The sequence below is a fragment of the Desulforamulus reducens MI-1 genome (assembly GCF_000016165.1).
GTDB classification, from domain to species: Bacteria; Bacillota; Desulfotomaculia; order Desulfotomaculales; family Desulfotomaculaceae; genus Desulfotomaculum; species Desulfotomaculum reducens.
Window position 1 is genome coordinate 3,338,166 of the sequence record NC_009253.1, and the last position, 20,049, is coordinate 3,358,214.

Sequence of the window (20,049 nt, forward strand, 5' to 3'; positions counted from 1 at the left end):
CTTTTCTTATACTTTTAAAAATTTACGCAGTGAAACCCAACTACCCAGTGCACCAATCAGTACTCCCAGGCCAATCATACCGCCAAGGATGTACAGCATGGTATTGGGTTCATTCATTAGTTGAATAAATGGCAAAGATATTTTTAATTTTTGAATTAAGGACACATAACCCAAGTCCACCACCAATACAGCTAGAAGTCCCCCTGTTAGGCCCAGCACAATGCCCTCCATCATGAAAGGGAAACGTATAAACCAGTTGGTGGCCCCTAAAATTTTCATGATGCCGATCTCACGACGCCGGGCAAAGACAGACATGCGGATGGTGGTTGCAATGAGAAAACCTGCTGCCAGGGTTAACAGGGATAAGGTGACGGCACTGGCCAGTCGAACCCAGTGTGTCACTGTAAGGAGTTTTTCCACCACACCCTGTCCATAGCGAACCTGTTCAATGCCCTCAATTTTTTCCAAGGCCTTGGCGGTGGCCGGCACCGCTTCTGCTTTGTGGGTCTTGACCCGGAAGGCATCGGGCAGGGGGTTGCTTTCTTCCAAGGATTCTAAAATATCGGCCCGATCCCCCAAGCTCTTTTTCATCTCCTGCATGGCTTGTTCCTTGGATATATATTCTATGGAGGCTACGTCATGGTTTTCTTTGATGACCTCTTCAATTTTTTCCCGGTCCACTTTCCCTACATTTTCTTTAAGAAAGGTGGTGATCTCTACACTGCTTTCTACGGATTTTGTGAGTTTGTCCGCATTCACCACCAGCAGCAGGGACGCTCCAAGAATAATCAGGGATACGGTAACGATCCCCACGGAGGAAAGGGACAACCAGCTGTTTCTTACCAGGGAGGTAAAGGTTTCCCGAAAAAAATATTTGATGGTATTAAAGTTCACAGCGGTACACCCCGCTCTCTTCGTCACGTACAATGCTGCCACTGGTCAGGGCGATAACCCGTTTTTTCATGGTATCAACTATATCGGAATCGTGGGTTGCCATGAGGATGGTGGTACCCCTGCGATTAATATCTTGGAAGAGTTTCATGATTTCCCAGGAGGTATCGGGGTCCAGGTTACCTGTTGGTTCGTCGGCAATGATTACCAGGGGGTTGTTGACGATGGCTCTGGCAATGGCCACCCGCTGCTGTTCACCACCGGACATTTGGCTGGGCAGTAGGTTTCCTTTGTCCTTTAACCCTACCTGTTCAAGTACCTGGGGAACTGCCCTTTTTATTTCTTTGCCCGAGGCCCCGGTAATTTCCAGGGCAAAACCTACGTTTTCTGCTGCGGTTTTTTGAGGCAACAGGCGAAAGTCCTGAAAAACCATGCCAATTTTACGACGCATGTGGGGAACTTCACGTCCCTTCATGCGTAGGCAATTCTTGCCGTTAAACATAACATGGCCCCGACTGGGCAGTTCTTCACGGGTAATAAGTTTAATCATGGTTGATTTTCCTGCACCGCTGGGACCCACTAAAAACACAAATTCACCCTTTTTAATTTGAAATGTTAAATCAGAAATTGCTTTGACACCGTTGTCATATATTTTGGATACGTTGTAAAACTGTATCATTTTGACACCCTTCCAAATCAAAGATGTAGACACACACCTAATCGGGTTCGACACCTAAAAAGCAAATTCCTTTAAGATTCGGCAATTTTTCCTGGTAATAGTAGCAAATATTTTACAAAAAATGCAAAAAGAGTGCCTGTCTTATAGGCACTCTTTTGGGGTCAATTGGCCGTGAGGCTTAGGGGTAGTTCTTTTGGGTCCTTTTATTTAAACTCATGGCTCACTGCTCATAGCTCAGGGCCTGACCCCAAAGTTCTATCCCCCAAGCCCATAGCCTGACCCTATATTACTTATTCTTAGCCATGACTTTTTTAGCTGCTTCGATGATGTTGGCAGCAGTGAGGCCAAAGTATTCCAGCAGTTCTGCTGGTTTGCCGGATTCGCCAAAGGTGTCGCGGACACCAACCCGCTGCAGGGGTACGGGGAAGTGTTCCGAGAGTGTCTCGGCCACAGCACTGCCTAATCCGCCAATGATGGAATGTTCTTCGGCTGTGACCACTGCGCCACACTGCCGGGCTGCTTCCACCACTGCAAAGATATCCAGGGGCTTGATGGTATGTACGTCCAGTACCATGGCCTGTATGCCTTCCTCTGCCAGCTTTTCTGCGGCTTCCAGTGCAGCGGAAACCATGATGCCAGTGGCAATGAGAGCTACATCGCTACCCTCCCGTAGGGTGACAGCCTCGCCGGGGGTAAATTTAAAGTCTTCGCCATGGATAACTGGCACTCCTGAGCGTCCCAGGCGAATATAAACTGGTCCTTGAATTTCTGCGGCAGCCCGAATGGCTGCGGCTGTTTCCACCGCATCTGCAGGAACAAAAACGGTCATGCCGGGCAGTGCCCTCATAATGGCGATGTCTTCGATGGACTGGTGGGAACCACCGTCCTCTCCTACGGTGACGCCGGCGTGGGTGGCTGCAATCTTAACATTTAGTTTGGGGTAGCAAATGCTGTTGCGAATTTGTTCAAAGGCTCTACCAGTGGCAAACATGGCAAAGGTGCTGGCAAAGGGAATTTTTCCGGTGGCGGCCAAACCGGCGGCAGTGGCCATCATGTTTGCTTCAGCAATACCCATGTTAAAAAAACGTTCCGGGAAGTTTTTCATGAAATCGTGGGTTTTGGTGGATTTGGATAGGTCAGCATCCAGAACAACTACGTCTTTATTTTCAGCTCCCAGGCGAACCAGTTCCTGACCGTAGGCATCCCGGGTGGCAATTTTCTTCGTCATGGTAAAACCCTCCTTCTTATACGGTAATGCTTTGGGGTCGGCCATGGGCTTTGGGCTTTTTTGCATGTATTTCTTTGGAGTTAGCTGGGTTTTAGTGGTTCTTCTCTGGGGGTCAGCCCCCCGTTGGTTTCGTTATTTCCTTTGGCTCATGGCTCATGGCCGACCCCCAAAGGTCTATCCCTCAAGCCCATGGCCTGACCCATAAGGAATACCTCTAAGCTAAGTCTTTCAAGGCTTGTTCCACTTGGTCTGGTTTGGGGGCGTTGCCGTGCCAGCCCACTTGGTTTTCCATAAAGGATACACCTTTACCTTTAATGGTCTTGGCAATGATCATGGTCGGTTTGCCCTTGGTGGCTTTGGCTTCTTCGAGGGCCTTGAGAATTTGTTCAATGTCATGTCCGTCGATTTCAATGACATGCCAGCCAAAGGCCCGCCACTTGTCGTTAAGGGGTGCCACATTCATCACAACGTCCACAGGACCGTCAATTTGCAGGTTGTTGTAGTCCAGGAAGGCCGTTAGGTTATCCAACTTGAAATGGCCAGCGGCCATGGCTGCTTCCCAAATTTGTCCTTCTTGCACTTCACCATCACCCAGCAAAGTGTAAACCCTTTGCTCTCCTCCATCCAACCGCAGGCCCATGGCCATACCAATGGCAGCGGAGAGACCTTGCCCCAGGGAGCCTGTGGACATCTCCACACCTGGCAGTTTTTTCATATCCGGGTGTCCTTGCAGACGGCTTCCCAATTTACGCAGGGTCATCAGTTCTTCTTTGGAGAAAAAGCCCTTTTCCGCCAAGGCAGCATAGAGTACCGGAGCTGCATGTCCCTTTGATAGAACAAAACGATCCCTAGCTTGCCAGTCCGGCTGATCCGGATCCACTTTCATGGTGTCAAAATAAAGTACACTGACAATATCTGCTGCGGACAGTGAGCCACCGGGGTGGCCGGAACCGGATTCACCTAACATCGTTACAATATGACGGCGAATAGCTTTAGCCCGTTCCTGTAGTTCTTGAATTCTTTGGCCCATTTTATTCCCTCCAGTTATATAAATTAACTTTGAGTTTCTAACTCTTTAAAGCCCTCTCCCAACACTTCATGGACATTGGCCAGAATGACAAAGGCAAGGGGGTCTTCCCTTTTGACAATATCCTTTAGTCTGGTCACCTGGGAACGGCCCACAACGGATATAAGTACTTCTTGTTCTGTGCCGCTGTACATTCCCTGGGCCTTCCAGGCCGTGGCACTGCGATCTAAATCTTTAATAATAGCCTGGCTGATGGTATCTGCCCGCCGGGTAATGATAATAAAGGCTTTGTCAGAACTAAAACCTTCTATTACCAGGTCGATGATCCAGGCTGTAAGGAAGATGGCAATTAAGGCATACATGGCCAGTTCCGCCGAACGAAAGACAAAACCTGCCCATATGACCACCACTCCGTCAATGATGAACAGCAGTTGACCTATATTAACCCCCATGTAGGTTCGAATAATGGCCGCCAGCAATTCGGTGCCACCGGTGGTGCCATTGAATCGAAAGACCATTCCCAAGCCAATCCCCATTAGCACACCCCCATAGAGACAGGCCAGAAGTAAATCCTCCGTCAGCAAGGGTATATAGGGTGCCAGTAAATCAATAAATAGGGATAAGGCAACGGTACCATAGATGGAATTAACCGTGTATCTCGAGCCCAGCCTTAAAAATGACCAGATAAAGAGAGGCGCGTTCATTAGTAACATCATCAGACCAACGGGTAAATTAAAAAGATGATAGAGAATGGTGGCCACACCACTCAACCCCCCGGCAGCAATCTTTGCCGGGACCAAAAAGGCATCTAGCCCAATGGCGGTTAGAATAACACCAATGGTAACGCCTAAGGTGTCCTTTATAAATCTTGCAATCATGATGAAATCCTTTCATAGGAGTCTTTAACCTAAATTTTTCAGCTTTATCATACCCCAAATACGATAATAAAACAGATTAACTTTTTTCAACTTAAAGTATTTCTCTAAAAAAATGGTACATCCTTCCGAAATATGTCAAAAAACAAATAAAAAGAGCCTCTACCCTTAGGATAGAGGCTCATAAGATTAACTACCTTGTTTCTTACCGGCCATATATTTCAGGTAGGCAGTTACAAATTGGCCAATATTTCCGTCCATCACCGCATTGACATTGCCTGTTTCTTCTCCGGTGCGATGATCCTTGGCCAGACTATAGGGGTGAAACACGTAGGAACGAATCTGGCTACCCCAGGCGATATCCTTCTGTTCTCCTCGAAGGGCCGCCATTTCATCTTCCTTCTTTTGCAGTTCCAAATCAATCAGCTTGGACTTTAGTAATTTCATGGCAGCCTGACGGTTGGTGGTTTGGGACCGCTCATTCTGGCAGGCCACCACAATGCCCGTGGGCAGGTGGGTAATACGAACCGCCGAGTCTGTCTTGTTTACGTGCTGTCCACCGGCCCCACCGGCACGGTAGGTATCAATCCTTAGATCCTCCGGACGAATATTAACTTCCACTTCGTCATCCACCAGCGGTAGAACATCCACCGATGCAAAGGAGGTGTGGCGGCGTCCCGCTGCATCAAAGGGTGAAATCCTGACCAGCCTATGGACACCCTTTTCACAACGAAGATAGCCGTAGGCATTGGGTCCGGTAACCTGGATGGTGGCACTTTTAATCCCCGCTTCATCACCGGGCAACAGATCTAAAATCTCTACTTTGTAGTTGTGGTTCTCACAATAACGGGTATACATCCGCAGGAGCATCTGGGCCCAATCCTGGGACTCGGTACCCCCGGCCCCGGGATGCAGGGACAAAATGGCATCACCCCGGTCGTAGGGGCCGGCTAGCATGATTTCCAGTTCCATCTCCTCAAGACGTCCGGTCAGAGTACTTAGTTCGGAGCTGAATTCCTCCTCCAGCAGAGGGTCCTGCTCTTCCTGACAAAGCTCCAGCATAACCTCCAGATCCTGTAAAGATGACTCCAGGGTGTTAAAGGCTGCTACCCTGTCTTTTAATCCGGCAAGTTTCTGACTAACTTTCTGGCTATATGTTAGGTCGTCCCAGAAACCATCCTTCAGCATTTCATGTTCTAGTTTCTCAATTTCCCCTTGCTGACTAGCTATGTCAAAGGGAAACCCTCAAATCTTCGATACGCTTGCCCAGTTGCTCCAGGCCACGCCTTACTTCAGCATCCATCAAATGGTATCCACCCCTTCTGGGTTTGTTCTAGGTTTACCCTAGGCATTTTTGCCGCAGCATTTTTTATATTTCTTGCCACTGCCACAGGGACAATCGTCATTTCTGCCAATTTGGTTTTCCTTGCGAATGGGTTGCTTGCCCTCTTCTTCAGCATAGCGGTTTTCCACAACCTGCCGCTGGGTTCTTTCCTGGGGAGCAGCAACATTCACTCGGAAGATGTACCGTACAACATCATCCTGAATATTGGCGATCATATTATTGAACATTTCATAGGCTTCAAATTTATATTCAATCACAGGATCTTTGCTGCCATAGGCCCTTAGACCAATGCCTTCCCGAAGTTGGTCCATGGCATCCAGGTGATCCATCCATTTTTCATCCACCAAACGCAAGAGTACAATACGCTCAATTTCACGCAGGGTTTCGGCACCCAGTTCTTCTTCTCTCTTTTGGTAAAGTGACATTGTTCTTTCCAGGAGTTCGTCCTTGAGTCCCTGCCGTCCCATTTCTTCCAGCTCCGCCGGCTCTATATTGTGGTTTGGCATATATAGACCCTCGGCGTATTCCAGTAGCCCTGCCAGATCCCATTCTTCTTCATGGACACCTTCGGGGCAGTACATATCAACGGAACGTTCCACCACAGCAGTAATGGTATCCTTAATATTTTCGGCTAAATTATGTCCGGTTAATACTTTGCGTCTTTGGGCATAAATAACTTCCCGCTGCTGGTTCATCACATCGTCATAATCCAAGACGTGCTTACGAATACTGAAGTTGCGGCTTTCTACTCGTTTCTGGGCCGTCTCAATGGATTTTGTGATTAAAGCATTTTCAATGGGCACATCTTCTTCCATGCCCAGGCGGTCCATTAATCCCGCAATGTTATCCGAACCAAAGAGGCGCATCAGGTCGTCTTCTAAAGCGATATAGAACTGACTGGAACCAGGGTCCCCCTGACGGCCTGCACGACCCCGCAGCTGGTTATCAATACGGCGGCTTTCGTGGCGCTCGGTACCGATGATATGCAAGCCACCTTTTTCCATCACCTTGGCTCGCTCTTCGTTACACAGAGCCATATATTTTTCCACAATCTGTTGATACTCTGCGGGGGCATTTTCCTCAGTGATACCCTTTTTGCGCATTTCTGCCCGGGCAAATACTTCCGGGTTACCGCCTAGCAAAATATCGGTACCACGGCCAGCCATGTTGGTGGCAATGGTTACTGCCTTAAACCGACCGGCCTGGGCAATAATCTCCGCTTCCTTATCATGGTGCTTGGCGTTTAATACCTGATGGGGTACGCCCCTTCTCTTAAGCAGGCTGCTTAACAGTTCAGATTTAGCAATGGAGATGGTTCCCACCAGAACCGGTTGACCAGTTTCATGGCGTTGTACAACATCTTCCACCACCGCCCGGAATTTAGCCATCTCGGTTTTGTAAACCAAATCTGCTAAGTCTTTCCTAATAGTTGGTTTGTTGGTGGGAATAACCACCACATCTAAACCATAGATTTTACGGAATTCTTCCTCTTCGGTCAGGGCTGTACCGGTCATACCGGCAATCTTATTGTACATACGGAAATAGTTCTGGAAGGTGATGGTGGCCAGGGTCTGGGACTCTTTTTCTATTTTCACACCTTCCTTGGCCTCAATGGCCTGGTGTAAACCGTCGCTGTAGCGGCGGCCAAACATAAGACGGCCAGTAAATTCATCAACGATGACCACCTCACCATCTCTTACCACATAGTCTCTATCTCTGTGCATAAGACCATGGGCCTTCAGGGACTGGTTGAGGTGATGGTTAATTTCCATATTTGCTTCATCATATAGGTTTTCAATACCCAGCAATTTTTCCGCTTTACTAACCCCTTCTTCTGTCAGCAAAACATTATGGGCCTTTTCATCAACGGTGTAATCCACTTCTCTGACTAACTTGGGTACAATCTTTGCCATGGTATAGTAAAGATGGGTGGGCTTGTCGGCTACCCCTGAAATAATTAAAGGGGTTCGGGCCTCATCAATTAAAATACTATCCACTTCATCCACGATGGAGTAGTTTAGTTCCCGCTGCACCAATTGCTCCGGGTGCAGTGACATGTTATCCCTCAGGTAATCAAAGCCAAATTCATTGTTGGTTCCGTAGGTAATATCTGCATTATAGGCCAGGCGACGATCTTCCGGCTTTATACCGTGCACAATTAACCCCACTGACAGTCCAAGGAAACGGTATAGTTTACCCATCCATTCACTATCACGGGTGGCCAGATAGTCGTTTACGGTGATGACGTGGACACCTTTACCACTCAGTGCATTCAAATAAACCGGCAGGGTGGCCACCAGGGTTTTACCTTCACCAGTTCTCATCTCCGCAATGCGGCCCTGGTGTAAAACCATACCACCAATTAATTGAACATCGTAGTGGCGCATACCCAAAACACGTTTAGAGGCTTCGCGGCAAACGGCAAAGGCCTCGGGTAAAATATCATTCAAGGTTTTACCATTTTCTAATAGTTGTTTGAATTCGGCTGTTTTACCTTGTAGTTCTTCATCAGTCAGTTTGGCTATTTTTTCTTCCAACCCATTGATTTCTTCAACCACGCGTTGGAGTTTCTTGACTTCCCGAGCATTATCGTCGAACAGATTTTTGAAAAAATTTAGCACCGGTTAACCACCTTTCAGGTTTTCCCATTAAAATAACAGTTGTACTTATACACAGTATCTGTATAAGTTAAAGGAACCCTACGGTTCCTGACAAACACAAATTTATGGCAAAATTATTCTACCACTACCAACCATAACAAAGCAAGAAATCGCTTTTCTAGTAGACTATTCGCCCTATCAAAGATTTTTCCTCCCTTATCTAGCCTGGTAATGTTAGGTCCCTTTACCTAAAAATTATAGAAGGCACACCCTCTGGGTGTGCCCTGGTGAGCTTAAAATTCCGGCTCTATTAAGCCGTAATTACCGTCTTTTCTTTTGTAAATGACGTTGGTTTGTTCTGTTTCAGCGTTGGAGAAGACAAAGAAGTCATGGCCCAGCAGGTTCATCTGCATAATGGCTTCATCCAGTGCCATGGGCTTAATGGCAAAACGCTTGGTTTTGATGACTTGTGGGGTTTCATCTTCCATATCCTCTACCACAACTCCCAAGTCAGCAATACCTCGATTGTCACGTCGGTTAATCTTGCCTTTATAGCGTTCAATCTGGCGTTCCATTTTTTCTACAACATTATCTACCGCAGAGTACATTTCTTCGGTGGCTTCCTCGCCCCGTAGAATCATGCCATTGATTGGGATGGTAACCTCAATCTTATGTGTTTCGCCTTCGACCACAAGTGTTGCGATGGCTTCACCCATATTTTCTAAAAATCGATCTAACTTACCCAGACGTTTTTCTACATAGTCCCTTAAGGCGGGAGTCACTTGAATGTTCTTACCGCGAACTTGCACTTTCACAAGCACCACTCCTTTCGCAGTCATTGGAAGTATCTGCCTTGCTTATAGTATTCCCGAAAAGAGTTAAAAATCCTTTTAGCTGTTTCACAAAAATTTGGCAAATTTCGGGCGGCTTGATATTTAAAAAACCCCTGGTCATTGACCAGGGGTAGAAGTTTCAATCTTATGTTAACGCTTCGTAACGTTAGCAGCCTGGGGACCACGGGCACCTTCAACGATGTCGAATTCAACCTCTTGACCTTCAGCTAAGCTTTTGAAACCTTCTTCTTGGATTGCGGAAAAGTGAACGAATACGTCGCCACCTTCTTCTCTCTCAATGAAGCCATAGCCTTTTTCCGCATTGAACCATTTTACTTTGCCGAGCATTTACATTCCTCGCTTTCAAAATACTTTCAGGAGCCGCAATTGTAGACTCACATGTTAGTATATTACCCCTTTCACAATTGGCTGTCAAGGGATTCCGCCTCTGACAGTATCTGCAGGTTTGTCGAAATATTTCTTGTTGAAAACTATTTTTCTGTGGATAATGTGGATAAGTCTGTTAATAACCCATCAAATCGGAGGTTTTACTGTGGACACTGATTAACAGGCGTGTTATTTTTTGTCAATTCTTGAAATTGATTGGCACATTTTTTGTAGAAGACTTTTGGATTCCATTATTTTCCATAGAAATCTGGTGGTTGATTATTTCCGATTTGCTGTCAAAAAGATGGGTGCCAGGTTCTCAGTTCGTGAGACTGTACAAAAGATCGACCGGAGGTCGTGAAATTCCCGATAAAGAGGTTTATCTGGGAATTTCCTTATAGCCTGCTATATTATTTGCCAGCATTGGCCAGGGTAATAACATAAAGCTTTCCGGCACCCTTTTTGTGCAAGGTTTCTGCCACCTCGGCCATGGTGGAACCCGTGGTAAAGACATCATCGACGATCAAGATAGCTTTGCCCTTTATGGCCTCCGGTGTATTCACATCAAAAGCACCTCTTAAATTTTCTCTGCGTTGGTTTTTATCGAGACCCGTTTGGGGCGGGGTTTCCTTAGGTTTGGTTAATACGTTGCTCATTAAAGGCAGTTGCAAGCCCCGGGCCACTTCCCGGGCCAGCAGTTCTGCTTGATTAAAACCCCGCTGGCGCCTTCTGCCTGGCGACATGGGAATCGGCACCACAAGCTCGGCCCGTAACAGCTCCGGCTGCCTCTGCAACAGCTCCAACATCAGTTTACCCAGAAGCGGCACCAAGGTTTTTCTGCCCTTGTATTTGAGCAGGTGAATGGCGTCCCGCAGGCCCCCTTCGTAGGGTCCCACTGCCCGTGCCTGGACGAAGGGGGGCTGTCTGTGCTGACATTCTTGACAGAGAACCCCCGGGTAAGCCAAGGATCTACCACAAATTTGGCATTTAGGTTTACCTTCCCATTGGACCAGCCAATGGGAACAGGTGGGGCAAATATCCCAGTCCCCTGTACGGCCGCAAAGTTGACAACCCGGTGGAAGGGGGAAGAGTAAATTGAGCAGTGCCTCCAACAAAAAATGCATGGGCCATCGCCCCTTTTGAAAAACTTTGACCCTATTTCTGCAACCTTCTTTCATTCTCCTGCTGCTTAGGGTCCCTTTTCACATCATAAACCCAGGCCTCCATACGAGTGGTAATGGCTCTGTCAAGGTCCTGATGCAGTTTCCTCAGCATGTGCCGGCTGGTTTCTGAAAGTTGCTGCAGTACCAACCCCTTGGCTTCCTGTTGTATTTCTATAATCTGTTCTGGCTTGAGACGCCTTTCCTCATTTAAAGCCTTTAGCTTATTGACCCTGGGCATTAACGCTTTCACCGTGGCAGACACAGCTTGGTCCAGCAGTTCAAGATAAAATCCATAGTCTGGGTCCCTTTGCTTTTTGAGGTGGGCCAATGCGCTGTGCAATAGCACAGCACTCCAGCCCAATAGAATGGGGATAACTGCCAGCAGGCAATCCATCAGAAAGGCCTGTAATTCAGTGCTCATGCTATCCCTCCTTTACAGTTTGCCGGTGGTTAAATTTAGCAGCAGTAAAATCAAGGAGGTGGCCACACCCCCCAGTAGGCCCAGAAGCCACATGAGGATTTGATCCAGCCTGGCCTCTAATCTTTCCAGGGCTTCAACCTGCTGCCCCTGCCCCTCCTTCAGGTGACTCACATCCGTCTCCAAGGCCGCAACCTGCCGAGCCAGGCTAAGCTCAAGGGTCATAGAGAGTCCCTCCTTTCGGGTATTACCTTTGGGGTCTATCCGTCAGCCTTCAGCTTTTAGCCTTTAGCTTTCTGCTTTCCACTTTCTGCTTTGGGCGGGGTTTTACCCCCGCCCCTTGCTTTAAATCAGATCTATTTCAGCCACGTCACGGCTAACTATTCTGGCACTGGCTACGCCAACTAGGCTGCCCCCCGAGCTGGTGAAAACATCCTTAGCCACTACTTGGTCCATAACCGTCTTAACCTCAGCCTCGGTTAGGTTTTCCTTGGGGTCAACAACCCTGAGGGTTACCTTGCCGCCGGTGGCATTGACAAAGGTTAATTCCAGTGTTTTACTCATGGTTTATTCCTCCTTATTGGTTAATTAGTTGGGCATCGTCCACCCGGTAGACCGCTAACATGGGGCTATTCTGCAGGCTATTCAGAGCAGCAGCCACATCGTGGATGTCTTGATCGGTGGCGGTGACTTTCACCTTTGAGAAGGTCTTGTTAACATAAACAGGGTCACCATTGTTATTAACGCCCTTTTGATAGCGCAGCTTCATGCTGCAAGAATAGGGTTCCTTTACCACTGCCATTGCCATTCCTCCTTAATTTTAGGGCCGGCCCCTTTGGTTTAGCGCTTGATGTTATTCTAAGGGTATTCTTCTAAAAAGAAAAAAGCCGACTTGGCCAGGGTTGATCTTTTAATTGCCTCAACCTGAATCAAGTCGGATATACCAGGAAATAAAAAACACCAACTTGTTACAAGTCGGTGTTCTACTTCATTGAACTACGTTGTTTTTAGCACTGGTAATTTTGAATTTCATTTGCTTGATAAGCTGGCTGTAGGCAATGGAGCGATCTCGCCCCAACTCCTTGGCCCTGGCTACAGCCTTTTCCGCCCCTTGAAAAAGTTTATCCGGATCCGAGGCGTCCTGGGGAAAGACCGCCACACCAATGGATACCGTAACCATAACCTGGGCCCTGGCACCTTCTGGCATCAACCGGCGGTCCCTGACTTCGATTCTTATTTTTTCTGCCAGTTGCAACGCCTCGGGGGTAGCCAAACCCATGGCTAACACGGCCAATTCGCCGCCCCCGTAACGGCATAGAATATCAGAGGGCGGGGTGACATCCCGCAAAACTGAGGCCACCATTTGAATAACCCCATCCCCTGCGGCATGACCGTAATGTGCCTGAAAGCGGCGCAGGTTATCAATATCCACCAGCAGGAGCGCTCCCAGCGTCCCTTCGGCATTGGCTTTTACCATTTCCTTGACCACCAGTTGGTAAAACTGTCGGTGGTGCAGAAAATTAGTGAGGCGATCTGTGACGGACAGATACTTTATTTTATCCAACAACATGCCATGGGCTAGTACGATACCGGCTTGCCCACCAATGATGTCTAACATTTGCAAGTGTTTCTCTTCGTAGGCATAGGGCCGCATTTCTCCTAAAATCAAAACTCCGGTCACTTCCCCCTGGGACAATAGGGGTGTGATTAACAAGGAGCGAAATTTTCCAAAGGGTCCTGCATCTACGGCAGGGATTTCCCTTATATCATCCACCAGGAGGGATTCTTTACTTTGTACAGCCTGTCCCACTAATCCTTCACCCGGTGTTAGCACAAGATTGCGTGTTTCTTCCAGAGCTGCTCCCTGGGCTGCTCCGGGCAAAAACAACTGACGTTCCTGGGACCAGATTAGAATAAGTGCTGTATGATAGTCAGCCATACGTCGAGCTTCTTGCAGTATTTGATCAAAGAACTCCTCCTGTTGATATCTGCCCCGCAGTCCCTTGGCCACTTGAAAAAGGGCGGTCAATTCCCGGTTGGATTCCTCCAACTGTACATATTTTTTCAGTAGGATCTGAGCCGCCAGTACCGGCAGAAAGAATAACAGGGCCCATTTGGTGCCGCTGGTTAAATATAGCTTAGCCATTAAGGCACCGTAGGGAGCCGTTAAGAGGTAGGTATAACTGTCCCAGCGCAGGGCATCCCAACCAAAGAGTCCCGGGTGATCCCGGCAACCGGGCAACAGATAAAGGTAGACCAGTAAATGGTTGACCCCGAAATATACCAGTGTGTAGAGAAATATGGGCAAAACCTCACCGTTTGTCAGACTAAAGGCAATGTCCGCAACGGCCGCTGCCAAAACATGTTGGGCACCGTTAAACAAGGTTGTTCTTAGGGGATTGCCTCGATTGGCAATGCCCAGGCCAATGACTGAAATAAGCCCCGTAACCCAGACCGTGGCTACTCCCCCGCCAATTAATTGAGCAGCAAGGACAATAACAAATCCTCCGGAAAGATAGCCCTGGGAAAAGGGCACCGCCACCCATTCAGCTAATATTCCCAGAACGATAAGAATAGCCAGGGTATCAATCTGGTCAAAGTTAAGCTGTGGAAAAACTATCCACAGCCAGCCGCCGCCCAGGATAATGATTGTCCATGTATATAGTAAACCAAGACTTCCTTGTCTTGAAATAATAACCACCCCCCTTACCTTCGTTGAGCATTCGACAGTAAATGGTAATTTACCTCCAGCCCTGGCATAAAAATACACGAAAAACCTTGTCAGCCTGCAGACCCTGGGGAAGCTTTCTTAAATCAACTAACCATACCAGAGCATTGTGGCAATACAGCAAACCCGTTTGCAAGGCCTGCTCGCCCCTTGCTTCCCCTGCAGGCTGTTCTTTTTCCAGGGTGATTAATCGAAAGGAGTATTTTTGTTGCAGCTTGCCTAGGATCTCTGTGGTATCATCTTTGGATCCATCATCCACTACCACAAGCTCCAATTCTACCCATTGCTGTTTCCGCCAGTTATCCATTTTTCGAATCAGATACTCCACATCCGGAGCCCGATCTTGGAGAACCACCAGTAAACTCACCGGCGGACCTGGTTCATAAATGAAGAACCGTAACAGGTCCTGAACCAGGTAGTAAACCCCGTAGCAGGCCAGTACTAAAATAACCATGTAACCCATCACTGACCACATAAAAACACCCCCTGTATCCTAGAGTATGTTTGGACCAACCCAGGGGGTGCGGGTATTTTCAACATTTTTTACTGGGGTGTAACCCACGCAACAGCAACTAACACGAGTAAATGAAAGGTTTGGTCATTCATGATTCTTAACCAAAGGATATCCGGAGATTTGTTGATATTTGTAATCCACCAGTTGGTAAGGGTCCTTTTATCCAAAATAAGATGGGAGATAAAAATTACGGCAACACCGCTGAGTTTTATACCTCCGACGGGCAGGGAAAATACGAAGACTGCCCCGGTGTATACAAGGCTATGCAACACCAACGCCAGGGTCTGACTACCTTTATTTTCAGCCATCCAACGGGTTTGCAGTAAATAGTCTCCTACCAAATGCCCCATCAGCAACCACTCAAATAAATTCATAGGATTACTCCTTTTTCATTTCTGTTAAAAATATTTCTGCCAGTTGGGGATCAAACTGGCTGCCGGCACAGCGTTTTATTTCCTGTAACGCTAATTTCACCGGTAACCCCTTGCGATATGGTCTGTCTGTTACCATGGCGTCAAAGGTATCAGCAATGGCCATAATACGTGCAGCAAGGGGGATTTCTTCTCTTTGCAATCCCTGAGGGTATCCCTTGCCGTCATATCGTTCGTGATGACAGGCGGCTCCCTGGGATATCTCCTGAACCAAATAGTTAGGCTCAATCTGTTGTAGAATATTTTGCCCAATGGTGGTATGGGTCTTCATAATTATAAATTCCTCATTATCCAGTGGCGATTCTTTTAGCAGTATATGGTCTCTAATACCAATCTTCCCAATATCATGCAGAAAAGCAGCTCTTTCTAATAATTCTAAATCCTGTTCAGGAAGTCCCAGGGCTTTTCCCATCATCAGGCTATACTGGCTAACTCGCTCTGAATGACCTCGAGTATAGGGGTCCCGGGCATCAATGGCCGAGGCTAAGGCCACCAGAAAACTCTTAAACATGGTCTTTAAGTCTGTATAAAGACGACTGTTTTCCACAGCCATACCAATAACTCCAGCCAGGGCTTCGCATAAGCTTAAATCATCCTCATCGAATAGTTGACCATCGAGCTTATTAACCAGTTGCAGACACCCAATACAGGAAGTTTGGGTTATTAGTGGTACACAAAGCAAAGAGCGGGTAATAAAACCGGTGGACTGGTCAAATCGTTGGGACCAGCGGGAATCTTTAAGAACATCACTGACCATTTGGGACTGACCATTGGCGGTTACCCAGCCGGCCATCCCTTCGCCTATCTTTAGTTTTAAGCCTTTCAGCCCATCTGCCTTGGGACCCCTTGCTAAAACCGGTTGGATAAATTCATTGGTCTGGTTATCGTTTAACCAGAGGGTACCTGCCTCTGCATGGACTGCTTTCATCGCTTCAGTAAGGGCCATGTCCAGTACTTCTTCCAGATCAAGAGATGTATGAAGGATTCTTGTAATTTCCCAGAGGGCTTCTAAATGATACCATCTTTTCTTTTTTACCTTATCACTCATTTGCTATCCTCATTCCCTTGAATTTTTTATATTTTAAATATTTTAACTGAATGAACAAGGAAAAAGAACTAAGCTACCAGAATATTTTGTTTATTTTTAGTGATTTGTATTTTGGGAGTGAATAACATGAACTTTTCTCAAAGATTATTACAGCTTGGTCTTAAGCATAAGTTGTTAATTCCGATCATCTTACTTATTGTCATAGAATTAGCTATAACTATGGGTATCTTCTCCCGTCCGGAAATGGATATTTATGATGCCTGGTTTCGTTTTAAAGGGCGGCAAAACCCTGGCAATCAAATTGTCATTGTGGCCATTGATGAGTCCTCCATTAATAGAATTGGCCCCCTGGCCTGGCCCAGGTCGGTGCACGCTGAGCTTCTGGAAAGGTTAAGGGAGGCCAAGGTGGTTGGTTTTGATATGGTGTTTGACTCACTCAGTAATCCTGCTGAAGACCAAGCCTTTGCCGAAGCAATTAAGAAACATGGCAGAGTGGTGCTGGCCAGTACCTTCTCTTTTATGAAAGATGATACCGACCAAGTAGAGCAAAGGCTGTTAACACCTCAGCAAAATTTCTTGTCAGCCGGTTTAGCCGGCTTAGGGTTTGCCAATACTCCCACCGATCCAGATCAGGTGGTAAGAAGAATCACTCTGGTTGACATAAACACCTTCGATATCCCCTTTCCTTCCTTTGGTCTGGCTGTGGCCCTGGTTGCCGAAGGCATTGACCCCCGAAATATAACACTTTCTAAGGATCATCTTCTGGTTGGTAAAAAAATGATACCCATTGACAGTGCTAACCGAGCCCTAGCAAATTTCTGGGGTCCCCGGGAAACCTTTAAAACCATTGGTTATGCCGATGTATTAGAGGGAAGAGTTCCCACCAGCTTTTTTAAAGATAAGATCGTTCTTATTGGAGATACCACCGCCATGGGCCACGATGAGTTGTCAACACCTTATACCACAACCAACATGGTATTAAGCGGTGCCTTGCCAACCCCGGGTGTAGAGATCCATGCCTCCGCGGTAAACAGTTTTATTTTGAATGGTTGGTTCCGCCAAGTGCCCCCCTATGTTAATTTTATTTTTCTTGTCTTGGCGGGCTTAACAACTTCTATTATGGTTTCCGGTGGTGGACCTTGGAAGGGTTTAGTGGGCACCCTGTTTTTAGTTACCCTAAGTATGGGCATTGTCTTTGCCCTCTGGCAATCCCATTGGTGGTTGAATTTGGCCGCCCCGGTTACCCTTATTTTTTTGACCTATGCTGTGACCACCGCTACGGAGTTTCTTCAAGCGGAAATGGCCCGTCGCAAAACAAAGGCTATATTCAGTCGGTATCTTTCTCCCGATGTGGTGAATGAGTTAATACAAAACAACGATAGCCTTTCCCTGGGAGGTAAGCGCCAGGATCTTACCATTATGTTCTGTGATATCCGAGGCTTTACAGCCTACAGTGAAGGTAAGCCTCCGGAAGAGGTTGTAAACCGATTAAATGAATACCTGACAGCCATTACCCGAGTTGTTTTTAACCATGGAGGTATGCTGGATAAGTACCTGGGTGATGGCTTGATGGCAATTTTTGGGGCACCCATTTTTTATGAGGATCATATTGAGAGGGCTATCCTGGCTGCGGTGGAAATCCAAGAAGCCATTGAAATGCTGAACCAGAAATGGGCCGAACAGGGTGCCCCGCCGTTAAATGTGGGGGTTGGCATCAATTCCGGCAGTGTCCTAGTCGGTAATGTGGGTAGTCCCGAACGCATGGATTATACCGTCATTGGTGAAGATGTAAATCTAGCCTCCCGGGTGGAAGGGTTGACGAAAAATTTTGGTGCTTTGATTGTTATCAGTGAGCGTTCGGTGCAGCAACTGCCCGATACCTGTGGACTGAAATCATCCTTGAGATTTCTAGGCCAAGCTGAGGTGAAAGGTTTTAGTCACCCTGTGGGGGTCTATACCATTGAAAAGTAGAAAATTAGGGGGCCTCCCATTGCTGGGAAGCCTCCTTTTTACGGTCTTATTGTATTTGCTCATATAGCCGGTGCAGCATTACAATTGCCTGGGCCCGGGTGGCATTGGCCCTGGGCTGAAAGGTTCCGTTCGGATAACCACCAATTAGACTAAGCTGGGCTGACTGGGATACTCCTGCCACCGCCCAAGGGGAAACCATACCTTTATCAGAGAAGGTTAACTCTAAAGAAGAGGGTATCGTTTTCCCTTTCTCTTCCATAGCACGAACCAGCATCACAGCCATTTGCTCCCGGGTAATATTCTCGTTGGGGGCAATTTTATCTGCGGTTACACCTTTAACTAGACCTGCTTGATAAGCCGCGGCCAGCGGTACATAGTACCAGTCTCCGGCTTTTACATCTGTAAAATTCAGGGCTGTATTGGACTGGGGCACATCAAGAATACGGACCAGGAACGCAGCAAATTGCGCTCTGGTTATGTTGGCCTCGGGGGCAAACACTCCATTGCCAACTCCACCGACAAATCCTTTGTCTGCCATAAACTCGATATCAGCTCTGGCCCAGTGATTGGCAATATCCTTAAAGACAGTTGTTTGTACCTGTTTCACTTCTATAACAGCATATTTACTGAGATGGTTGGTTTCAAAGGTAATGGTACCCGTAACAGGATTATATTGGCCAGCTATATTCTGCCAGGTCTTTGTCTGTTCATTATAGTAGCCGACGGTCAACCGTCCCTCCGCAGCTTGGCCCCTGGCACTTTGCGGCACTGGCAGGCTTACTTGAATTTTACCATTGAACTGTTTGATATTCTTTTGGCTGCCATCTTTTAAAACAACACAGGCTGAAAGTTCGAATACTTCACCGGCAATATTGAAGAGTCCACCCCGATTTGCCTGGGCAATGGCTTCCTTTGCCTCATCTCTGTCCACTGGTGCAGCAGTAAACTGTACCTGATTCAATTCCCCCGAAGATAATTGGGGAACCTTTAGGGAACCGGGTGCAAAGGCCATGGTTATATTGTTGACCTTTGTTTCCAGCGGTTTGCCTGTACCCTGAATGTCTTTCCATTGGTCAAAGGATAAAGCTAAGTGGCTCTCCCCAGCAGGGACCTGAACCGTTACCTTGCCTGTGTTGGCAGACTGGCTGATGGCAGCTTGAAGGACTTTATCACTGATGGTATTTAAAGGTTGCTTAGTTTGTGGAGCACTGCCCCCTCCACCAGATACTCCGCCACCAGCCGGTGGTGTTACAGAGGCCTGATTAATAGTTAGAGAAAAACTTTGTGTAGCCTTTGTATTTAGTTTATCCGTTACCGTCACTGAAAAATTATATTCCCCGGTCGACGTGGGTGTACCGGTTATTACACCGTTGTTTGAAAGGGTTAAACCGTCTGGTAATTTACCTGCTGTTATGGCAAAGGAATAAGGTGTTGCCCCGCCGGATACAACAAAACTATAGGAATATGGCTGACCTTTTGTCCCGGATAGTGTATCGCTATTAAATATTAATGGAGATGGGTTAACCGGAGGGTCTGTTAAATTTACTATCAGGTTAACTTCTTGACAATCGTCGCTTTTCCAGGCAATTGTTTGTTGACATTCGGTCCCATTAACACGAAAATGTACTGTCTTACCAACAAAGTCTCCCTGTACAACCAATTTGGTCCCTGTACCAGTTGATCCAAACATACCATTATCGATGTTTATCGAACCACACACATCCCCGTCAACAACTGCTTCAACCACACCGGATATAACTGGGTTGCCTGTGGCAGTTTTTACACTCCCCCAATAGAGCGCCGGTAAAGGCGGTAGGGAATCGGCTGCTAAGGCCGACACCCCACATTGGAGAAGCATGACAATGACAGCAACTAGGCAAAAGACCCTTTGCACATGCTTCACTCTTACGC

At 47.2% G+C, this 20,049-nt stretch carries 20 protein-coding genes; 1 reads left to right on the plus strand and 19 read right to left on the minus strand.

Annotated elements, in window-relative coordinates; all coding sequences use genetic code 11:
* Window positions 1-6: 6 nt before the first annotated feature.
* The 18 genes from ftsX to DRED_RS16450 form a co-directional block, all read right to left on the minus strand.
* The gene (gene ftsX / locus DRED_RS16360; RefSeq protein ID WP_011879363.1) at window positions 7-894 is read right to left on the minus strand and encodes a permease-like cell division protein FtsX; all 888 of its coding nucleotides are present in this window, start codon (window positions 892-894) and stop codon (window positions 7-9) included.
* Entirely contained in the window at window positions 884-1,570 is a 687-nt protein-coding gene (gene ftsE / locus DRED_RS16365; protein ID WP_011879364.1) for a cell division ATP-binding protein FtsE, read from the minus strand. Before ftsE ends, ftsX begins: the two co-directional genes overlap by 11 nt.
* A 286-nt stretch (window positions 1,571-1,856) precedes the next feature.
* Window positions 1,857-2,798, minus strand: a complete 942-nt coding sequence (locus DRED_RS16370) for a transketolase family protein (protein ID WP_011879365.1) — start codon at window positions 2,796-2,798, stop codon at window positions 1,857-1,859.
* A gap of 214 nt (window positions 2,799-3,012) precedes the next feature.
* Entirely contained in the window at window positions 3,013-3,828 is an 816-nt protein-coding gene (locus DRED_RS16380; protein ID WP_011879366.1) for a transketolase, read from the minus strand.
* 23 nt (window positions 3,829-3,851) lie between these two features.
* Entirely contained in the window at window positions 3,852-4,703 is an 852-nt protein-coding gene (locus tag DRED_RS16385) for a YitT family protein (protein WP_011879367.1), read from the minus strand.
* Between the two features lie 186 nt (window positions 4,704-4,889).
* Window positions 4,890-6,003, minus strand: a protein-coding gene (gene prfB, locus DRED_RS16390; protein ID WP_156779771.1) for a peptide chain release factor 2 whose coding sequence is annotated in 2 segments (ribosomal slippage) — window positions 4,890-5,933 and window positions 5,935-6,003 — 1,113 coding nt in all. Because the reading frame shifts where the segments join, the coding sequence is not laid out codon by codon here.
* Window positions 6,004-6,044: 41 nt separating this feature from the next.
* On the minus strand, window positions 6,045-8,666 hold the full coding sequence (gene secA / locus DRED_RS16395) for a preprotein translocase subunit SecA (protein ID WP_011879369.1): 2,622 nt from the start codon (window positions 8,664-8,666) through the stop codon (window positions 6,045-6,047).
* Window positions 8,667-8,938: 272 nt separating this feature from the next.
* Entirely contained in the window at window positions 8,939-9,460 is a 522-nt protein-coding gene (gene hpf / locus DRED_RS16400; protein WP_011879370.1) for a ribosome hibernation-promoting factor, HPF/YfiA family, read from the minus strand.
* A 168-nt stretch (window positions 9,461-9,628) separates the two neighbouring features.
* Window positions 9,629-9,826, minus strand: coding sequence for a cold shock domain-containing protein (locus DRED_RS16405; protein WP_011879371.1), 198 nt, complete (start codon window positions 9,824-9,826; stop codon window positions 9,629-9,631).
* A gap of 449 nt (window positions 9,827-10,275) precedes the next feature.
* Window positions 10,276-10,989 carry a ComF family protein gene (locus tag DRED_RS16410; protein ID WP_011879372.1) on the minus strand — a complete coding sequence of 238 codons (714 nt, stop codon included), beginning with the start codon at window positions 10,987-10,989 and terminating at the stop codon, window positions 10,276-10,278.
* Between the two features lie 31 nt (window positions 10,990-11,020).
* Window positions 11,021-11,449, minus strand: a complete 429-nt coding sequence (locus tag DRED_RS16415; RefSeq protein ID WP_011879373.1) for a sensor histidine kinase family protein — start codon at window positions 11,447-11,449, stop codon at window positions 11,021-11,023.
* A gap of 12 nt (window positions 11,450-11,461) precedes the next feature.
* Complete coding sequence (locus tag DRED_RS16420) at window positions 11,462-11,671, minus strand: hypothetical protein (protein WP_011879374.1); 210 nt, start codon at window positions 11,669-11,671, stop codon at window positions 11,462-11,464.
* A 120-nt stretch (window positions 11,672-11,791) separates the two neighbouring features.
* Complete coding sequence (locus DRED_RS16425) at window positions 11,792-12,010, minus strand: DUF2922 domain-containing protein (RefSeq protein WP_011879375.1); 219 nt, start codon at window positions 12,008-12,010, stop codon at window positions 11,792-11,794.
* Between the two features lie 13 nt (window positions 12,011-12,023).
* Complete coding sequence (locus DRED_RS16430; protein WP_041274694.1) at window positions 12,024-12,248, minus strand: DUF1659 domain-containing protein; 225 nt, start codon at window positions 12,246-12,248, stop codon at window positions 12,024-12,026.
* 186 nt (window positions 12,249-12,434) lie between these two features.
* Window positions 12,435-14,147 (minus strand): sensor domain-containing diguanylate cyclase, encoded by a 1,713-nt coding sequence (locus DRED_RS16435; RefSeq protein WP_238442545.1) that lies wholly within the window; start codon window positions 14,145-14,147, stop codon window positions 12,435-12,437.
* Between the two features lie 40 nt (window positions 14,148-14,187).
* On the minus strand, window positions 14,188-14,649 hold the full coding sequence (locus tag DRED_RS16440; protein ID WP_011879378.1) for a glycosyltransferase family 2 protein: 462 nt from the start codon (window positions 14,647-14,649) through the stop codon (window positions 14,188-14,190).
* A 68-nt stretch (window positions 14,650-14,717) separates the two neighbouring features.
* Complete coding sequence (locus DRED_RS16445; RefSeq protein ID WP_011879379.1) at window positions 14,718-15,062, minus strand: DUF3307 domain-containing protein; 345 nt, start codon at window positions 15,060-15,062, stop codon at window positions 14,718-14,720.
* 4 nt (window positions 15,063-15,066) lie between these two features.
* Complete coding sequence (locus DRED_RS16450) at window positions 15,067-16,167, minus strand: GAF and HD-GYP domain-containing protein (protein WP_011879380.1); 1,101 nt, start codon at window positions 16,165-16,167, stop codon at window positions 15,067-15,069.
* 126 nt (window positions 16,168-16,293) lie between these two features.
* Here DRED_RS16450 and DRED_RS16455 point away from each other — a divergent pair, with 126 nt between their 5' ends.
* Entirely contained in the window at window positions 16,294-18,138 is a 1,845-nt protein-coding gene (locus DRED_RS16455) for a CHASE2 domain-containing protein (protein ID WP_011879381.1), read from the plus strand.
* A gap of 46 nt (window positions 18,139-18,184) precedes the next feature.
* Here the strand turns inward: DRED_RS16455 and DRED_RS16460 are convergent, their stop codons facing one another.
* Window positions 18,185-20,041 carry an S-layer homology domain-containing protein gene (locus tag DRED_RS16460; RefSeq protein ID WP_011879382.1) on the minus strand — a complete coding sequence of 619 codons (1,857 nt, stop codon included), beginning with the start codon at window positions 20,039-20,041 and terminating at the stop codon, window positions 18,185-18,187.
* Window positions 20,042-20,049: the final 8 nt, after the last annotated feature.

Coding starts and splice junctions, on each gene's coding strand:
- DRED_RS16420 (WP_011879374.1), bottom strand. CDS start 11,671: ATGACCCTTGAGCTTAGCCTGGCTCGGCAGGTTGCGGCCTTGGAGACG.
- DRED_RS16410 (WP_011879372.1), bottom strand. CDS start 10,989: ATGCATTTTTTGTTGGAGGCACTGCTCAATTTACTCTTCCCCCTTCCA.
- ftsE (WP_011879364.1), bottom strand. CDS start 1,570: ATGATACAGTTTTACAACGTATCCAAAATATATGACAACGGTGTCAAA.
- DRED_RS16455 (WP_011879381.1), top strand. CDS start 16,294: ATGAACTTTTCTCAAAGATTATTACAGCTTGGTCTTAAGCATAAGTTG.
- DRED_RS16385 (WP_011879367.1), bottom strand. CDS start 4,703: ATGATTGCAAGATTTATAAAGGACACCTTAGGCGTTACCATTGGTGTT.
- DRED_RS16405 (WP_011879371.1), bottom strand. CDS start 9,826: ATGCTCGGCAAAGTAAAATGGTTCAATGCGGAAAAAGGCTATGGCTTC.
- DRED_RS16450 (WP_011879380.1), bottom strand. CDS start 16,167: ATGAGTGATAAGGTAAAAAAGAAAAGATGGTATCATTTAGAAGCCCTC.
- DRED_RS16370 (WP_011879365.1), bottom strand. CDS start 2,798: ATGACGAAGAAAATTGCCACCCGGGATGCCTACGGTCAGGAACTGGTT.
- DRED_RS16380 (WP_011879366.1), bottom strand. CDS start 3,828: ATGGGCCAAAGAATTCAAGAACTACAGGAACGGGCTAAAGCTATTCGC.
- DRED_RS16425 (WP_011879375.1), bottom strand. CDS start 12,010: ATGAGTAAAACACTGGAATTAACCTTTGTCAATGCCACCGGCGGCAAG.
- DRED_RS16415 (WP_011879373.1), bottom strand. CDS start 11,449: ATGAGCACTGAATTACAGGCCTTTCTGATGGATTGCCTGCTGGCAGTT.
- DRED_RS16445 (WP_011879379.1), bottom strand. CDS start 15,062: ATGAATTTATTTGAGTGGTTGCTGATGGGGCATTTGGTAGGAGACTAT.
- DRED_RS16430 (WP_041274694.1), bottom strand. CDS start 12,248: ATGGCAGTGGTAAAGGAACCCTATTCTTGCAGCATGAAGCTGCGCTAT.
- DRED_RS16440 (WP_011879378.1), bottom strand. CDS start 14,649: ATGTGGTCAGTGATGGGTTACATGGTTATTTTAGTACTGGCCTGCTAC.